Below are 19,360 nucleotides of genomic sequence, written 5' to 3'. Positions count from 1 at the left end.
ATTATACTTACACTTAGTATACTCTATTTGCAATTAATTTAAAAGAATTGTTCTGGTACTTAAAGAAATTATTGTCAAAAAAAATTTTTCATATACTAAAAAAACTTTCCTAAATAAAACATTAAAAAAAGGCCCAATAGACCTTTTAAATATTTTTACCATATTGACTTTCCAATATTTTTTCTGTCAATAGCTTTGCATATCCATGTTCATTTATTATATGTTCCAATATAGCGAAAAACAGTTTAGGTAAGTTGTTTTTTATATTAGGGAGAGATTCTATGTTATCCTTCAATGAATATAATAATCTAATAAATTCTTCATTTATTTTACTGAATTCTTTAATGACAACTAGGATATTCATATTATTGAGTTTCGGATATATATTTGAAAGTTTGTAATTTACATCGTTGAATTTTTTAGTTATATTGTTAAATTCATTAATTATTTTCTTAGGGAGTTGTTTAGTTTCATTGGGACTGATGTTCATAATAATAGATGGATGTTCAGCACCTATGATGCTCCAAAAGTAGATCTGTCCATATATACATTGAATAGGATTTGTTCCAAGTCCCATTCTTCTAAAATTAGAGTTTATAACTACATTATCTGTGTTAACATCAGAAGTTATCATTAAAGGTCTGAATATTTCTTTTACATACATCTGTTCATATAGAATATGGTATGTAACTTGATATAATTCTGGGTAACCATTGAATCCTTCAAACTTCAATCTCTGCAATATCACCATGAAGTGATCATTTGCTATAAGGAACCTTTTTACCATAAAATAAACATTGGTATCTCTTTTTACATCAGCAAGTTCATCATAAATGTTATGAAATGATTTATACAACCTTTTTAAATCATTATTAAAACTCTCGTATACAACCCCATTGTTTGGTTTTGCAGAATTTATCAAAACATCTATATGTTGGTATGAATTTCTAGCCCAGTATCGAACAGTCTCTATTGTTACTGCATTTACAAAGGAGTAAATCCCACAATCAAACATATCCATAAAGCATCTCTCCTATAAAATATTAATATAACTTAATATTATTATAAGAAAGATAAAGTTGTTTTGTTACATTAACCTTGGTAATTGTCACAATAATATATAATTGCTTCTTTCATATATCTTGCTAATCCTTCTTTAGTTTTGTCTATATTTTTAGTAAAACGTTCATCTGCAACATATAGATTACCAAGACCTCTGAATATATCTATAGTACATTCATAGTAATTGTAAGTTATATGATTTCTCCAATCATCGATTAGTTTCTGAACATATGGATCGTCTACATCTTTATCCATATTGTCAGCTAATTCTTTATAGATTGTATTTGCTTCTTTATTGATTTCTTCCCACTTTTTCTTACTGTATTTACTGGTTTTCTTGTAGGTATTAATGGCTGTTTCTCCATATTTCTCTATTGCTTCTTCTTTATATTTTTCGTAATTTTCCATACTGAATGTATCTATCATGGTTATATCAAATCCTTCCTTTAAAGTTTTATCAATTGAGTTGATAATTTTGTTTAGTCTTTTTTTCTTCTCCAGTAATAGTTTTTTGTGCTGCATAAGTGCTTGTTCTTTATCAAATTGAGGATCGTTTATTATTTTTTTTATTGTCTCCAATTTGAAGCCTAATTCTTTGAAAAATAGGATCTGCCATAGTTTTTCTAGTTGTTCATTCTCATATATTCTGTAACCGGATTCGGTTAGTTTATGAGGTTTCAGCAGATTTATTTCATCGTAATAATGTAGGGTTCTTACACTTATATTTGCAATTTTGCTTACTTCGTTTACGGTCATTATAATCACCTTTGGTTTTATTAGTAATATCACTATGGTTTTATTATAGACTATTACGTAACGTATGAGTCAATACATTTTAATATTTTAATTTATTTTTTAGGAGTGTGGGCTAACGGATTGGTAGGATAATTAATTTAGTTAGTTTTTTGTGGACTAACGGTTATTGGCGTTAGTGATAAATAGTTAGTTTTACTTCGCCTTACTCCTGAAGGACCGGCCTTCGTAAAACTAACTATTTATCACTTTCTATTTTTGTGTAAGGAAGTTCGTATGGAATTATTATGGTGTTTATTTTTATTTGTATGTGTTTTATTGATTAATTAAGATATGGTCTAGATTAACGGATGAATAAGATTAATGAGTTTAGTTAGTTTTTTGTGGACTAACGGTTATTAACGTTTGTGATATATAGTTAGTTTTACTTCGCCTTACTCCTGAAGGACCGGTCTTCGTAAAACTAACTATTTATCACTTTCTATTTTTGTGTACAAGAGTTTAGATGAGTATTATATTATCTATTTTATATTGGTTATCATTTTATTTCAATTAGCTGTCAAATAAGAAGGATAAAGTGTTGTAATCACGCAGACCGACCGTTTTTCAGGGTAAGGCAAGTGATTGCAACACTTTACCATGACTTATGACCACCACTATCTATAAGTTAGTCTATTTACTAACTTACTAATATACAATTATTAGAGTTGGAACTAAAGATTAAAGTCAAGTCATAAGAATTATTACATTATTCTATGTCATATTTTTGAAAAAAGTTGAAATTGATACTATAGAAATATTATGTTTTTATCTTAAATTCTTTTTATAGTATAAAAAGGACTATTTTATAGTATAACTTCTATAAGATAGTCCTCTGATATTAATATTTTATTATCAATAATTTTATATTTAATTTATTTTTTCGGATGTTTTAGACTGTTGACATGTCTAATAGTTCTAGTTTTAATGTTTGTGCGTCGTTTGAGTCTGTGAGGATAATTAAGAAATCGCCTGCATATATTTTGTATTCTCCATTGGGGATAAGCTCTTTTTCTCCTCTTTTGATTCCTACTACTAAGCAGTTAGAAGGCCATGTTATATTTTTGATTTTTTTGTGTTCAATGTCTGAACCTAACATGACAGGTACTTCTAGTATTACTTTCTTCTCTCCTGCCTCTTTCATATAATTACCTTTATTATTTTTCAATAATTTTTCTAGAAGTAAATCGTATATTGCTCCTGAGTTAATCATACCTGTGACAACTTGTGCTACTAGGCAGATTGTGATGAGTGGAAGCAGATGGTTAAAGGAACCGGTCATCTCTGTAACTAGTATACTTCCTGTTATTGGAGCCTTCACTATGGCTGTAAAATAAGCTGCCATAGCTAAAGTGATGAAGTTGAGTATATATACTTCATCAATGTTAAATACTGAAACACATACTTGTCCATAAGTTTTTCCGATCAATGCACCTAATACAAGTACTGGTAGGAATATACCACCGGGTACACCTGAACCATAGGATATAACTGTGAATAAAAGTTTTAAAATGAATAGTACAATTAATATCTTAATGAGCATACTTTCATTTGTTAGTCTTACAATTAATTCATGTCCTCCACCTAATACGCTTGGGATAGTAAATCCTAATATACCTGAGATTACAAGAGGTATAACTGGCTTATATATTGATTTTATTTTTGTTGAACCATCTATGTATTTTGAAGCTAATAATAGTAGCTTATTAAATAGTTTTCCAAGGATAGCTGCTATAATACCTAATCCAACAATCATCAAATAATATTTTAATGGTAGAATCTCTAAATTAGTAAAATCAAATATAGGTTTTAGTCCGAAAAAGTTACTTGAAACAAAGTCAGCTGTTATCGATGCTCCCATTGCACACATAAGTATAATTGGGGAAAAGTTACGATGCAATTCTTCCAGCGCAAAAATAACTCCTGCAAGTGGAGCATTGAAAGCCGCAGCAAGTCCCGCACTTGCCCCAGCAGTAACCAAGTATTTCTCTTCCAAATGCATTCTTTTGAATATACGGCTAAACCCTAGTCCAGCAGTTGCTCCCATTTGAACTGAAGGACCTTCTCTTCCTAGAGAAAGACCGAATCCTATAGAAAGGATTCCGCCAAAAAATTTTAAAACCAATTCTTTTAACCAGCTGATATTAAGTTGTCTAACTAAGAATCCTTTGATCTGAGGTATACCACTACCTTTTATCATAGGATATTTTTTAATCAATAGTCCAAGTATTAATCCGACTCCTATAATCAATATGAACCATAGGATAATCATTATTGTTTTTCCGGACATAAATTCGTAGGCTTTTTCTCTGATTGTGTCTGCATGACTCAAGCATACTCTATATGCAACAATTATAATACCTGTGATAAATCCGATAAGAATTCCTTCTAATATTACTTTCAAGTCCAGTGTATACCAATGATTCAATGTATCTGTAGTTTTATTGCTTCTATTCACTTTGAGCACTCCTTAGGCTAATGAGATGGATTTACAATCTTCTAATATTGGTAATTTCGTATAACTATCAATGTAATCTTCTAGTCCTAATTTCTGCATTTTGATATATATTTCTTTATAAGCTTTATCTTCTAATGTAATGAAACAGGTCTGCTTGTACTTATTCTCATATAATCCTGAAATAGAACCACCTATTATTGTTTTTTTGATTTTCTTATCTAGACCGTCTTTTACTGTTAACCACAATACACTGTGTACACCATTTTCAATAGTCAATACACTTTCAAATATATTTTTTTTGCTTTCATCATTAATTGTACATAACACCAAGTACATTTTATTGCGCCTCCAATTTGCAACTATGAAATCCTAACTTTATTATTATCTTCGTTATTTTTATTGTGATACACCATTTTTAGAAGTATTGGTGTAATTATAGTCGTAATAATAACTACTATGATAAGTGGAGCGAAATATGTTTGATTCATAAGTCCGACTGAAGCACCTTTATCAGCAACAATTAGAGCTACTTCACCTCTAGATATCATACCAACTCCAATCCTCAGAGACTGTTTTCCATCGTATCCGCATAACTTAGCCCCTAAACCACATCCAACAACTTTAGTTAAGATTGCAATGACTAATAATGCAAGGGCAAACAGAATGATTTTCATATCCATATTTTCAACACTTGTTTTTATCCCTATGCTAGCAAAGAAAATAGGTGATAGAAGCATGTAGGATGTGATATCCATCTTTTCTGAAACGTACTCTGAATGAGTAACATTAGATATTATAATTCCTGCCAAAAATGCTCCCGTTATATCTGCAACTCCAAAATATTCTTCTGCTATGTAAGATAATATTAAACAAAACGCTAAGCTGTATATTGGAAGCCTTCTTTTCTTTCCATAGACATCAGACATTTTATTAAATACGTAGTAGAAAACAACTGCACAGACAGCAGCAAATACAAAGAATAATAAAATCCTTACTAAAATACTTACGATACTTACACTAGGATCTGCAAAACTTGAAACAATCGTTAATATAATTATTCCTAACACATCATCAATAACAGCAGCTCCCAGTATGGCTGTTCCAGACGGTGATTTTAATTTTCCCATTTCTTTTAGGGTTTCAACGGTAATACTAACTGATGTGGCTGTAAGAACAACACCTATAAAAATGTTTTCTAATAATTCTTGTTGAGTCATATGTATTAAATTACCAGCGAATAACCCTGCAACAACTAATCCTCCAACAAGAGGTAGTGCAACCCCTAATACTGCAATAATGAGTGATGCTTTCCCACATTTTTTTAATTCTTTCAAATCTGTTTCTAGACCAGCTGAGAACATTAAAACAATAACCCCTAATTCAGCCATCTTATCTATGAAATCACTTTCATGGACAACATTCAGTAGTGCAGGTCCAAGTATCAATCCCGCAAGAAGTGCTCCTACTACTTGTGGCATACGTATTCTTCTAGTCAATAAACCTAATAACTTAGTACTAAGTAAAATGATTGCTAAATCTAAGAAAAAACCATATGATAACATTATGTATATCTCCTTTTTATAGTTTTTTAACAAGTTTGGTATTTGTCTCTAAAGCTTAAATCACTTATTATCATATTAAAAGCTTGAATCACTTCAATGTTTTAATATATTAATAAATTAAAGTAAACAAATTAAATTTATACTGGAATATCATTACCTATTAGATTAATCCAACTTCAGTTGTTCTTCTAGATTACAATTAAATATAAACATATCAATCCGTTCACCTGTTTTCGTGCTAATATCATTATGAATACTAATTACTTTTGCTCCAGTTAAACTTTCCATAAGTTCTTCTAACTTAGGACGGATAATACTTTCTAACTGGATTCTGATTTCTTTTATTAATCCCTGACCTTGCTTAGTCATCGCTAACTGTTTTTCAGCTGGAGTAAGAGATTTTTTCATTCTAATGACAATCATATCATTACTGATATAAGTCTTAGCCCCTTCGGCGCCTCTACCCAATTGTTCTCTTTGGAAAGCTACCATTTTGTTGCTTATCAATGCTTCTAATTGACCTTTAGTCATTATATATTTCCTCCCTTAGAAAATAAATTCTAATAAAAAAAATCTATATAAAAGACCAGTTCAATTAAAGCTTATACTACTAAAAAGAAAGCTGTAAGAGAAACTGGTCCATAAAAATTGCTTATCAAAGATACTCAATATCATTTACCAAACTGTATCATATTCTTTACTTATAATATTATATTTAACTAAAGTAACTTTGTCAATGTTTTTGTTTTTAGAACAATTGTTTATTTTTTTTTACATTTTTTGTAATTAATTGTACATTCACCACTAATCTGCAACAAATTTTTAGTAAATTTCACAATAAAAAAGTTTATAAATTTATTTGTGAAAAATATATAAAAAAATTATTACAAAAATTAATTTCATATAAAAAACAATTTCATATAAAAAATTTTATAATAAATTTATTCCTGCAGCTTCACAGTCTTTTATCATTTCTTCAGGCCAGATACTAGCTTGTACTTCTCCGATGTGAGCTTTTCTTAAGAAATACATACAAATACGAGATTGACCAATACCTCCACCAATTGTAAGAGGTAACGTCTTGTTGAGTATCATTTTATGATATTTTAATTCTTTTCTACCTTCCGCTTTTGCAATAGCTAACTGTTTTTCTAGGGATTCTTCATCTACACGTATACCCATTGAAGATAATTCAAAAGCTCTATTAAGTACTGGATTCCAGAATACTATATCACCATTTAGTTCCCAATCATCATAATCCGGTGCTCTACCATCATGCTTCTTGCCTGATTTAAGTTCTTTTCCTATTTTCATAATGAATACCGCATAATATTCTTTGGCAATCCTATCTTCTCTCTCAGAAGGTACTAGATTCGGATACATATCTTCTAATTCTTGGGTAGTAATGAATTTGATTTCTTCAGGTAGATGCTTTCCTAGAAAAGGATATTTTTTATATAAAAATGACTCTGTATCCTTAAAAACCTTATATATATTTCTTACAACTTTTTTAAGAGCTTCTTCATTTCTATCATTTCTAGTAATTACTCTTTCCCAATCCCATTGATCAACATATATTGAATGGAGATTATCCATTTCTTCATCTCTTCTTATTGCATTCATATCTGTATAGATACCTTTACCAGCTTCCACCTTGTAACGATGAAGAGCCATCCTTTTCCACTTAGCAAGTGAATGTACTATTTCAGCCACTTTTCCTGTTTCTTTTATATCAAAACTTACAGGTCTTTCATAACCGTTAAGATTATCATTTAACCCTGTTTCAGGTAATACAAATAAAGGTGCTGATACTCTTGTCAACTTAAGTACGTCTGCTAGAGAATTTTCAAAAAAATCTTTTGTCTGCTTTACTGCTATTTCTGTTTCCATTATACTCATGTTTGAGTCATATCCGTCAATAATCATTAATCGTTTCATGTTGCCTCCTTATTCAAGCTTTAACGCTTTGCCTTTTTATTACATTAAACCATGATAATTGATAAATGTAAATACAATACTATAAATATACTGTTAGATACATAAAAAGTCAACCCAATAGAATTTCTGTAAAATATTAAATATTTTTACATAATTATGAAATTACTATTAAGAAACATACTGCGCTATTGAAATCGACATATATCTGCTATATAATCATATTTAGCATAAGTTATTACAAAAAATAATGTATATCATAACTTATGATTTAATCATATCGAGGAGGAGATATAAATGATTAAGAAAGTATTATTAAGTATGCTACTACTCTCACTGATTCTTGTGGGATGTAAAAGTAAGCCATCACTAGATGAAATGGTTAATAATGATAACCAACAAAACAAAGAAGAATCCACTGACGAAACAAATGATAATGACACTAAAGCAAAAGGCAATACTGATGTTGACAACAGTACTCAACCTGATTCTGATATCACATCCGCGGACCAAGTCAAGCAACTTGAGGACGTTGTAGCTGAAAAAGATAAGATTATTGAAGATCTTACAAATCAAATTAAAGATTTAAAAGATAAACAAGATGATAGTAAAAGCGCATCTAGTTCTTCTAATTCATCTAGTTCTAAATCCAGTGCATCTAGTTCTAAAACTACTGACACTTCAAAAACTTCTACATCTACCGCTACATCTAAAAAATATTATAGGGTAGTAGTTGGAACTTTTGATGATAAAGCTAATGCGACTGAACAAAAAGAACAACTTATCGCTAAGAATATTGATTCATACATAGCTGCCGGAGGCGGTAAATATCGAGTTGTAGCAGGTACTTTTGGTGAAAAGGAAAATGCTGATACCAGAAAAGAACTTGTAGATAAAGCTGGTTTTAGTTGTTTTATCATTCATGAATAATTGAGGATAAAAAAGCTGTCTTTTGTACATTGAATATTTGTACAAAAGGCAACTAATATCTTAAAATATCATATATCATTTAATAAAACTCTTTTCTAAATCCAATAGTTTTTCCTTAGTATCAATTCCTCCTGCATACCCTACAAGTTTTCCGTTTTTTCCTATCACTCTATGACATGGTATCACTATAGCGATTGGATTCTTAGAATTTGCCATACCAACTGCTCTACACGCTTTTGGATTATCTATTGCCATGGCAATATCTTTGTATGAACATATTGTTCCGAAGGGTATTTCAATTAATGCGTTCCACACTTTCTTCTGAAATTCTGTACCATTTGGATTTAATTTCAAATCAAAATCCATTCTCTGTCCTTTAAAATATTCATCTAATTGACGAAAAGTTTCTTTAAAGAAGTCTTCATTTCTGATCCATTTTTCAGATATATCAAATTTCTTGCCTGTTTTCGTTTCCAGATGTATGTAAATCAACCCCTCTTCATTTCCTACGACTATTATTGGAAATAAAGGTGAATCATATATTCCATAATACACTATATCACTCCTATTTTTTCTTTTTATATTTGTAATTGGCTTGACCTGTACAATCATCATTATCCCAAGATTGAGATTGAAACGCTAGAAATAATCCTACCCATTTATCAGAATTTTTATAATGAATAAATAGGCATCCATCCTGCCAAACACCACTATCTTTTTTCCATTTTCTAATATTTCCTTGATTCATATGAATATCATGCATACCCATTGAAGGAGTAAAATCGAAAATTCTATCTGGCTTACAATAATTACCTGTTTTCCATTTTGTACCATATATATAAATATCAGCATTTTCTGTTATTGCTCTATTTATGTAATGATTAAGTTTTTCATTTAGATCGTTATTAGGACCTGTTTTGTCGTGAGGAATTTTTTTCATCTTATCTCTATTAAAGTTCATATCTCCTCTAACATAATCAATAGCACAATCATTACTAAAATAAAATCCATATGGTAATTTAATAATTTTTGGAATAATGTCATGTTGAAAATTTTCATCAGTATAAAATAGTAATTCTGATAAAACATCATTAGATTTTATATTTATGGATATTCTATAATTCTCTTCATATGCTTTAACATGTATATGATAATGAGGTCTGTTGTTATCTCTTTCTTCTTTTGTTTCTATCGCTTTACATTTCAATAGTCCGTAAGCTTGTAGACTCATGAGGTACCCCTTTCTTTGATTTTTATTGAATTATTAAAAAACTGTACTTATTCATTATAACAAATAAATAATTTTTTACCACGAAAATTATCATAATATAAAAACCATGAATATAGATTAAAATAATCTACTATACCATGGTTTCTACTGTCTGTTAATGATTTACCATATCACTCTACAATCTATACTATAAATAAATTACTATAGTTACAGATATTTTAATTAATCCATAATTGAAGATTTTCATATGACACTATCCTACAATTATATTTCTATCCCTATTTCTTTCATTAAGTATACTGCATTAAAAGTGTTAGACACTCCCTTATATAATTTATAATCGAAATTGATTTTATCATTTTTATAGAATTCTTGGAAATGATAATTCTTCACTTTGGAATCTTGTTCTTTTTCTAAATCTGCTAATTCAAGATCATGGGTAGATACAAGACCTAATGTACTGCCTTTACATAATTTCTTGATAAGGGTTTTCGCTCCTATATGTCTATCTCTTGAATTAGTTCCTTTGAATATCTCGTCTAATAGATAAAAAACTTTTTCACCTTTATCAGTGGCCTCTATAATCTTTTTGATTCTTAGCAATTCTGCATAGAAAGAAGATATTTTATTATCAATATCATCTTTTACTCTCATTGAAGTATATATATTCATTATGGGGCATATGAATTCTTCTGCACATACTGGTGCTCCTGCATATGCCAACACTAAATTTATTCCTATAGTCCTAAGGAATGTACTTTTCCCCGACATATTAGAACCTGTAATAAGTAAAGATGCATATCTTCCTCCGAAACTGACACTGTTACATACTCTCTGATTAGCATTAATAAGTGGATGTCCCAATGCAGTAGCATATATCTTATAATCATCAACCACCTCTGGCATAACCCATTCTGGTTGTTCGTAAACGATAGTTGAAAGACTTGCCAAAGCTTCTAATTCTCCTAGTGCATCAAGCCATTTAACCATGTTTTTACCATATTTGTTTTTCCAACTTTCCAATGAAATAGTACATTGATAATCCCATAAAGTCAGTATATCGAATATCAAATAGAATTGTATATGTCTAACATTTATCATATCCATTATGCTATCTAATTTTTTGATTTGTTTAGAAGTCACTTCATTTCCAGTCTGCATCTGCTGTTGTAATTTGACCAATAGAGCAGAATCAAATTCTTGATTTTCAATAACTTCTATCATTTTTTCATATATCTGTACTTGTTTTCTATAATCATCAATCGATGATAGTCTATTGTTTCTCTTACCGAAATCTTTAAAAACCACAATAACTTGAATGCTGACAAATACTGCTGCATAAACCCATGAAAAAGAAGGTATTATAAAAGGCATTATTATACTACCTATAGATACAACAGGAAGAATCTTAACAAATAAATTCAATAAATTATTTAGATAGATTGATATTACATCTTTACTCCATCTTATCAGATTTCCTTCATCTTTACTCTTATTGCTATCTCTCATTCCAGCAGCTTGAAATTCATGGACCCAATTCATTTTGGTAGCCAACTCTTTTATGGCTTCTTGTCTTTCTTTTATTTGGTCAATATTTTTGTTAGGTCTTATATAAGCATCTCTTAATTTTTTCTTTCCTATTGGAGTGTTGGTATGATTTGTCCACTGGAATAGTGAACTTTTTCCAAATATATCTAAGTCCCAAGAATAATTATGAGTCTCATCAATAAATTCTTCTCCTGCTTCAATAAATTTTTTCCATTCACCTTTTAATCTTTTCAACCCATTTTCGTTTATTTTGATTAGAGCCTTCAATCTTGGTCTTTTTTCAATATATTTTTGATGTATCATTACTAAACTTATGAATAGAACTAATGTGATAATTAAACTATTTAAACTAAGTAGATAAGATTTTTTGGTATATGTCCATATTGTAATACCTAGACCTACTAATATAATAATAAGTCTTATGTTCCCGTAAAGATTTATCTTATGATTTAGCTTATCCAGTTCTTTTTTATACTTTTCTTTTCTCTTTACATAATCTCTTTTTGGATTCATATTTTCACACTCCATCATATTTATTTTCTTTTGTATTGATTTTATTTTCTATATTTTTTAATACAACAATAACACATATAAGATAATTTTTAAAGTGTGAAATATTCAAATCAAAAAATAGAGCCCATGAGGCTCTATTTTTTAATTAACTTCTATATTAAATGTATTTTGGGATTTTTCCTTTTTAGGAACTACAACCCTAAGTACACCATCTTTTAGATTAGCTGTAATCTTCTCTGGTACAATATCTTTCAAAAAGATACCTCTTTGCATAGAAGTTCTTTTTCTCTCTCTGTGAATATAGTGTTCTTGCTCTTCGTTAACATTTTCTTCATTACTTACGCTGATTGTTAATCTACCTTCATTATAATCTAGTTTGATATCTTCTTTATTGATTCCAGGCATTTCTGCTTCTACTGTATACTCTTTATCTGCATCTTTTACATCTACTTTGAAAGTATCATTGTACAGATTTCTTGGAAAAAAACTATTATCAAAGAAGTCATCAATCATGTCGTAAAAATCATTGTTAAGCGAGTTACTTTTTCTAATTGGATTAGTATTAAATGGTGTTAAGCCAAACATATTAATTCCTCCTCTATTTGATTTTTATTGTTAGCACTCGATTCAAGTGAGTGCTAACAATTTCTATATATAATATACCTCTATTATAAATTTTTGTCAAGTATATTATTAAATTTTTTTACAATATTTTATTTATAACTCAATTATGCAAAAAACATCAGATTAGTGCTTATTAAGATAAATTAATTAGAGATATATTATTACTACACCCCATAAAAGATTTCAAGAAAAATAGAAAGTAGAACTTTCTTACTTAATAAAAAAATCCATCAGTCATTTCAATTGAATTGATATGACTGATGAACCATAAATCTAAGCCTCTGCTAGTTCTTTATTATGAACAACAACTTTATCCATCCATTTTCCTTTTTTATAGAAATAATACATGAAGAAGAAACTAACGATGAATGATAATCCGACTCCTAACCATACACCTTTAATCCCTAATGGTGTATATGATAATGCATAAGCCAATGGAATTCTGAATACCCACAGGCAAATAAGACTAAGCCACATGGAAACAGATGCTGCTCCTGCTCCTTGAAATACATTGGACATGACAATTCTACATCCTACAAATGCATATAATAAGGTTATTCCATATATGTAATAACGTCCAATTGCAATAACTTCCTGATCATTTGAGAATATCTCAAAGAATACCGATGGGAATATTGCAAAAATAGCACCCATTATTACAAGAATAATAAATGATGATTTCATTGCATATTGTCCACTTTTATAAGCTCTATCTCTTTGACCTGCACCAAGATTCTGTCCAACCATTGAACTCGCTGCTTGAGCTAATCCCATTGTAGGCATTGCCAATAGAGATTCCAATCTATTTCCTATTCCATGAGCTGCCATAGCTATACTGCCAAATGCATTAACTCTTCCCATTATCACTGTTCCACCTAAACTTATTACCGCTTGAGATATACTAGATGGTACACCAATCTTAAATAACTGTTTTGTAAGATTAAGGTCAACTTTAAAGTTATGAAGATCAAGTTTTAAGAAAGTTTTACCTCTAAGTACTACATAAAAAATATATCCTGCCGCAAATATCCTTGAAATTACAGTTGCATATGCTGCACCTGATATTCCAAGTTCAGGGAAAAAGCCCCAGCCGAAAATCAAAAATGGATCTAATACCATATTAATTAATCCGGAAACTATACCTGCAATCATGGGTGTTTTGGTATCTCCTATTCCACGCAATATACCGCTCATAATAAAAAATATGAACATGAATAACATACCTACCATAATTATTATAAAGTAATCTTTTGCTATAGGTATAATATTTTCTGGAGTGTTCATAAGATTAAAAAGCTGTTTATAGAAAATTATTCCTCCAGCCACAAATATCAAAGCTATGGCACCAATTACTATTAGTGAAGTGTAAGTTACTTCATCTACTTTTTTATATTCTCTAGCACCATAATATTGAGCTGCTAATGTTGCAGATCCTATACCCAAACCGGCTGCTAAAGATACTAAAACAAATACAACTGAAAAAGTTACCGTTACAGCTGCAATAGCATCAGTACTATTTTCAAGCTGACCAACAAAATATGTATCTGTCATATTATATATAACTTGAATTAAATTACCTATCATTATAGGCCATGCCATTATCCATAGGTTCTTCTTTATATCACCTTTAGTAGTGTCAATATTATTGTTTCTCATAAGTAAATCCTTTCTCACTTAAGAATCATATTTATTTCAGTTTCTGTCTATTTGATTAATATTAATATAAAAGATATACTAAGTCAAGGACTTAAATATATCTCTTTTTAAATTTAATATTTGTATTATAATACTTGATATTCTATCAATTATTATTTAGATATTTATGCCTTATTATAATGATGTTTTTCTGATAAAAACAATATGCATAACAATATAAATGCTATTATACCAACAAAAGCAGTTAATATCCATCCTTGTGAGCTACTATGTGAGACTAAATACATTCCCATGAAATATGGAGCAGCAGAACGTCCAGCAGCCTGAATCATCCCTATTATTGAATTAAATCTACCTCTATGATTAACTGGTGAATGGTTAGAAATATAAACTCCGGTGTTAGTTGTTGCAATAATCTCACCTGTTGTCCATATGAATACTGCTACAAAAAATACCCATAATTCATTCACTATACCCATCATTCCAAAACCTATAATGTATGTTAATGATGCAATCGCTACATTAACTACAGGCTTTATTTTTCTTGTGATATGCATTATGACTGGTGTCAATACAACAACGATGATTGTATTAATTGCCATTACATTACCAAAATATTTCTCTCCATTTTCTGGGAATAACTCTATTAAATGAAAAGGCATAATAAAACCATGTTGATTATACACAAATCCTATTACCGAACTAATAAGTACAAACCCTAGTAAGTAAGGTCTCTTTAGTAATGCATTAATAATAGATCCTTTTTCTTCTTTTTCACCAACTCTATCTGAATCATTAATTTTCTTTATTTCATTCTTTGTAGGTCTAGTGTCTTTAATATAAAATACTACCAATAATAAACTAAGTAATGAAGTTAATCCATCACCCCAAAATATCCATTGTGTGTAATTTTTAAATAAATAAGCTGCAATGGTAAAACCAAAAGCAAGACCAATGTTCATACCCAAATACAATAATGAAAAACTTTGTTTCCTATTTTCAGGAGTTGTCAAATCAGCAGTCATAGCACCACTTGCAGGACCTGAAAAACTGGATATGAAACTAGATGCTATAAGTAAATATGGAATTACTATTGAATTACCAAGAAAACCACAAACAATAAAAACTAGTGCTGACAAAGTTCTAGATACAAGTAGAATTGTTTTACGATTGCATTTATCAACTAAATGGCCAGAAATAAGTGAACCAGGTATACCGACTAATGAACATACTAACATAAACACACCAATTACATCTTTCTCAAACCCTAATCTTTCGCTCAAAAATAAAGCTAAGAAAGCATAAACAAATCCACCAAGTGAATTAACGAATCGTTGAATAGCCAGGATATAAATCTCTCTCGGCAAACCTATGTACTGCTTAAAAGAATTAATAATTACCATTGCACCATCCCTTTCTTTTACTTTTTTAGACATTGTCATACTATAATGGACTAAATCGCTAATCTTGTCAAGTAAAATATCGGGAACTTAATAATATTCATTTTTCGAAATGTTCATAAATATCTTATTATAATTTGAATAAATTAAATGGATATTCAGCATTTGGTTTTAACTGAAAACTACAGATTTTATTTTCTTTCGGATGTTTAAAAGAAATACTTCCAGCCCATAGAGCTATTTGAGTCCATGTCCTCATTTTGACAAAAGTCTTATTATATTTATTATCTCCCCATAGCGGAAGGGATGCATTGGATAATTGAACACGAATCTGATGATGTCTTCCAGTTTTTAAATCCACCTTAATAAGACTTAACATACCATATTCTTCTGTTTCGATACTATCAATGCATTCATATTCTAATACAGCTTCTTTTGCATCTTTTATATCTTCAGAAACTACTTTAGATATATTATTCCTTCCATATTTCTTAAGATAATCTACTAATTGTCCTTTGTTTTCCTTTGGTTTTCCACAAACTACAGCATAATAAAATTTCTGAAATCTTTTTGTTCTGATTTCTTCACTTAATTTAGTGTTAGCAAACTTGGTTTTTGCAAATACCATTAACCCTCCAACTGGGCGGTCTAATCTATGAATTAATCCTATATATGGATTTTTCACATTATATTTCTCTTTTAAATAACCCTTTAATTCTGTTAACATATCTATATCACCAGTCTTATCATTTTGACAAGGTACTTTCGGTGGTTTCTCAGCAACAATAATATGATTATCTTCGTAAATTATATTTATATCCATATTTTTTCTCCTACTCCTATATATCATAATGTATAATCTATATACTAAATTTTTAAAAACATTCAATTTAGCAATTTAATTACCTTTATTTCAATTTCATACATAAGTATAATCTATATTCAATCAAATATCCATAACATTATTTAGATTATATAGAAGAAATAAAGAAACTACATCTACCTAAATGATTTTAAGTGAAATATAAAGTAGAACTTTCCTATTTAACAAAAAAGAGTAGGGTTATCTCTAACTCTACTCCATTAAATATCACCAATATAACTTCCAATCTTTACTTAAGCGGATGAGGGCTTCCATATAATAGTAGTCACCCCATGTATTGCATTCATCAACATTTCTGTTCCTACATGGATTATATGGAGATTTTCTTGCATAAACACCATGTAGTAATTGCCCATTGGATAATTTATTATCGTTAACTGCGTAATTATCAATTAATGATTTCAGTATCTTCAATGCAATATCTTTGTAGTAACTTGCTTTTTCTTCGTCAAGGTACTTCGACATTTCAAGCATACCACATACAGCTATTGCCGCCGCCGAACTGTCTTTCGGTTCTTCACTACCATCAGTGAATTTAAAATCCCAATAAGGTACCAGGTCTTCTGGTAGATGTTCTATAAAAAAGTCTGTTATTTTATAAAATTTCTCAATATAATCAGGATTCTTGGTATACATATAACTTAGCGCAGTTCCATATATTCCCCAAGCCTGCCCTCTTGACCATGCCGAATCATTACTGTATCCTTGCCTTGTCTCACCGTACAGTGGTTTTCCTGTATCTTTCTCAAAATAATATGTATGATATGTGGAACAATCATCACGCATGATAACCTTAAGGGAAGTATCTATATGCTGTTTAGCAATCTTAGCATATTTATCATCACCAGTTACATCACTTGTCCAGTACAATAGTGGAAGATTAAGTAAGCAGTCAATTATTAAACGATAATTATCATCTGCTCCAATATTTCCCCAAGCTTGAATGAATTTACCGTCTTCTCTATACCTGGAAATAAGATTATCTGCCGCTAGAATAGCTGCTTTCTTAGCATTTTCATTACCTATTAATTTGTATGCGGCAACACATGATAGACTATAGAGAAAACCCATATCATGATTATTGGTCTCAATCTTATTCTCTATTCTGTGAAGAAAACTGTCTACTTGGATTTCTGCTGCTTTTCTATATTTCTCATCACCTGTTACCTCATATGCCATCCATATCTGTCCTGTCCAGAAACCAGATGTCCATGAAATATTATCACTAGGAGCATAAAAATTATCAGTTGTCCCATTAATCTTGAATTTATATGTAAAATCTTCTAAATCTGTCTCTACCTGAGTTACTGCATCATCTAATGCTTGACTTATCTCTGAATCAGTGACTTTCTCATAATCTTTCATATTAACCATTATTATCTAGTCCTTTCATTAAGAATGGGTCATTTATTTTCTCCAAATAATCTATCAAACAATCATCATATTTTTTGCATTGTTCATCATCGCAACTCAATATCAATGGATTCAATTGATAAGGATCTTTCTCATTATCATATAAGTATCTTTTTTGCTTTTCATATGGATAAGTACCATTATCAATTACATAAGTGTGTGTTTTAGTTCGAATTCCCCTCCAGCCAAAAGATTTATGGTTTAATCCTCTTTTTCTGTAAGGTTCTATAAGTTCAGGCATACCAGGAATCATTGATAAAAATACTGTTTCTGGTTCATCCATCTTTCTATCCTTAATAATATCTTTAAAGCTTTTCCCTTGTACGGTTTTCGGAATATCAACTTCCAATAAGTCCAACAACGTTGGCATATGGTCGATACTTGAAAATAAGCACTGCGTCCTTCCAGGTTCTATATCTTTTCCTCTAATCATAAAAGGAATATTAATGGATTCTTCATACCAGATATTCTTACCCATTATTCCCTGTGAACCCATCATATCTCCATGATCTGCGGATAATACCACAATAGTATCATCTTCCAGGTCATTTTCTTTCAGATATTCCAATATTCTTTTGAACTTCTCATCTAGTCCTGTAACTGCTCCAAAATATTCTTTTATGGTTTTCAGATATTCCTCATCTTCTCTCATTTTTTCTGGAACATTTACCCTAAGAGGAATATCGTCATACATATCAACATATTTTTTAGGTACTTTATCATAAGGTGGGTGAGGTGGATTCCATGAAACGAACATACAGAATGGTTTACTCTTATCTCTATTTTGTAGATAATCAAGAGCTACATCTGTTTCGACTTCAGGAGACCATTTTCCTGGTTCGATTTTCTCTGGTGTATTTCTCCAATAATGTGGATTAAGATGCTTGTCCATCGCCCCATATGAAAACCAATAATCAAATCCTTGCCTTCTTTCTCCTTCAGGTGTGTAAGCATCCCAATTGATAGCACCTGACTCTGGATTCTTATTGAAATTCAATTCACTTGCATCCAGATGCCATTTTCCCACATAAGCCGTTTGATAACCATTTCTCTTTAGAGTCTTTCCTATAGTCTCTTCTTGTGGTTTCAACATAACTGTTTCATCCAATCCTATTTTACAATTTGTCCACATGCCACAACAATAAGGATACTTTCCTGTCATAAGCGCTGCTCTATGAGGTGAACAAAGAGGATATGTACTAATGGCATTATCAAAAACTTTGCTTTCCTTGGCAAATGAATCCATAGCAGGGGTTATTACCTTATCTTGTCCTTCTGCTCCTACTGCGATTTTACGCCATTGGTCTGCAAAAATATATAATAAATTCTTTTTCTTCATATGAATCTCCTTCC

General features: G+C 30.2%; 17 protein-coding genes. 1 reads left to right on the top strand and 16 read right to left on the bottom strand.

Annotated elements, in window-relative coordinates:
- Positions 1–145 precede the first annotated feature (145 nt).
- From QMG30_RS11300 to asnA, 7 genes are all read right to left on the bottom strand, one after another.
- Entirely contained in the window at positions 146–1,021 is an 876-nt protein-coding gene (locus tag QMG30_RS11300) for a DUF2935 domain-containing protein (RefSeq protein ID WP_281815431.1), read from the bottom strand.
- A 71-nt stretch (positions 1,022–1,092) separates the two neighbouring features.
- Positions 1,093–1,818, bottom strand: coding sequence for a MerR family transcriptional regulator (locus QMG30_RS11295; protein WP_330680722.1), 726 nt, complete (start codon positions 1,816–1,818; stop codon positions 1,093–1,095).
- A 928-nt stretch (positions 1,819–2,746) separates the two neighbouring features.
- Complete coding sequence (locus QMG30_RS11290; RefSeq protein ID WP_281815430.1) at positions 2,747–4,312, bottom strand: ClC family H(+)/Cl(-) exchange transporter; 1,566 nt, start codon at positions 4,310–4,312, stop codon at positions 2,747–2,749.
- A gap of 12 nt (positions 4,313–4,324) precedes the next feature.
- Positions 4,325–4,648 (bottom strand): hypothetical protein, encoded by a 324-nt coding sequence (locus tag QMG30_RS11285; RefSeq protein ID WP_281815428.1) that lies wholly within the window; start codon positions 4,646–4,648, stop codon positions 4,325–4,327.
- Positions 4,649–4,671: 23 nt separating this feature from the next.
- A complete protein-coding gene (locus QMG30_RS11280; protein WP_281815427.1) occupies positions 4,672–5,874 on the bottom strand; it encodes a cation:proton antiporter in 1,203 nt (400 codons plus the stop codon).
- A 165-nt stretch (positions 5,875–6,039) separates the two neighbouring features.
- On the bottom strand, positions 6,040–6,405 hold the full coding sequence (locus tag QMG30_RS11275) for a Na-translocating system protein MpsC family protein (protein WP_281815425.1): 366 nt from the start codon (positions 6,403–6,405) through the stop codon (positions 6,040–6,042).
- A gap of 399 nt (positions 6,406–6,804) precedes the next feature.
- The gene (gene asnA, locus QMG30_RS11270; protein ID WP_281815424.1) at positions 6,805–7,812 is read right to left on the bottom strand and encodes an aspartate--ammonia ligase; all 1,008 of its coding nucleotides are present in this window, start codon (positions 7,810–7,812) and stop codon (positions 6,805–6,807) included.
- A gap of 294 nt (positions 7,813–8,106) precedes the next feature.
- Between asnA and QMG30_RS11265 the strand changes: the two genes are divergently transcribed.
- Positions 8,107–8,739 carry an SPOR domain-containing protein gene (locus tag QMG30_RS11265; RefSeq protein WP_281815423.1) on the top strand — a complete coding sequence of 211 codons (633 nt, stop codon included), beginning with the start codon at positions 8,107–8,109 and terminating at the stop codon, positions 8,737–8,739.
- 75 nt (positions 8,740–8,814) lie between these two features.
- On the opposite strand, the gene QMG30_RS11260 is transcribed toward QMG30_RS11265, so the two are convergent.
- The 9 genes from QMG30_RS11260 to QMG30_RS11220 form a co-directional block, all read right to left on the bottom strand.
- Positions 8,815–9,294: a methylated-DNA--[protein]-cysteine S-methyltransferase gene (locus QMG30_RS11260; protein ID WP_281815422.1), complete on the bottom strand. Its 480-nt coding sequence runs from the start codon at positions 9,292–9,294 to the stop codon at positions 8,815–8,817.
- 10 nt (positions 9,295–9,304) lie between these two features.
- Entirely contained in the window at positions 9,305–9,970 is a 666-nt protein-coding gene (locus QMG30_RS11255; protein WP_281815420.1) for a YukJ family protein, read from the bottom strand.
- Positions 9,971–10,234: 264 nt separating this feature from the next.
- Entirely contained in the window at positions 10,235–12,031 is a 1,797-nt protein-coding gene (locus QMG30_RS11250; RefSeq protein WP_281815418.1) for a MutS-related protein, read from the bottom strand.
- Positions 12,032–12,172: 141 nt separating this feature from the next.
- A complete protein-coding gene (locus QMG30_RS11245) occupies positions 12,173–12,616 on the bottom strand; it encodes an Hsp20/alpha crystallin family protein (protein ID WP_281815417.1) in 444 nt (147 codons plus the stop codon).
- Positions 12,617–12,928: 312 nt separating this feature from the next.
- Complete coding sequence (locus QMG30_RS11240; RefSeq protein ID WP_281815416.1) at positions 12,929–14,311, bottom strand: MATE family efflux transporter; 1,383 nt, start codon at positions 14,309–14,311, stop codon at positions 12,929–12,931.
- Positions 14,312–14,475: 164 nt separating this feature from the next.
- Positions 14,476–15,714 carry an MFS transporter gene (locus QMG30_RS11235; protein WP_330680721.1) on the bottom strand — a complete coding sequence of 413 codons (1,239 nt, stop codon included), beginning with the start codon at positions 15,712–15,714 and terminating at the stop codon, positions 14,476–14,478.
- 127 nt (positions 15,715–15,841) lie between these two features.
- Positions 15,842–16,534 carry an RluA family pseudouridine synthase gene (locus tag QMG30_RS11230; RefSeq protein ID WP_281815412.1) on the bottom strand — a complete coding sequence of 231 codons (693 nt, stop codon included), beginning with the start codon at positions 16,532–16,534 and terminating at the stop codon, positions 15,842–15,844.
- Positions 16,535–16,801: 267 nt separating this feature from the next.
- Positions 16,802–17,968: a glycoside hydrolase family 88 protein gene (locus QMG30_RS11225; protein ID WP_281815410.1), complete on the bottom strand. Its 1,167-nt coding sequence runs from the start codon at positions 17,966–17,968 to the stop codon at positions 16,802–16,804.
- The gene (locus tag QMG30_RS11220) at positions 17,961–19,346 is read right to left on the bottom strand and encodes a sulfatase family protein (RefSeq protein WP_281815409.1); all 1,386 of its coding nucleotides are present in this window, start codon (positions 19,344–19,346) and stop codon (positions 17,961–17,963) included. Before QMG30_RS11220 ends, QMG30_RS11225 begins: the two co-directional genes overlap by 8 nt.
- Between the last annotated feature and the right edge of the window lie 14 nt (positions 19,347–19,360).

This window comes from Vallitalea longa (assembly GCF_027923465.1).
GTDB classification, from domain to species: Bacteria; Bacillota; Clostridia; order Lachnospirales; family Vallitaleaceae; genus Vallitalea; species Vallitalea longa.
The sequence above is the reverse complement of the archived record's forward strand: the minus strand, read 5'-3'. Positions and strand labels throughout refer to the sequence as shown.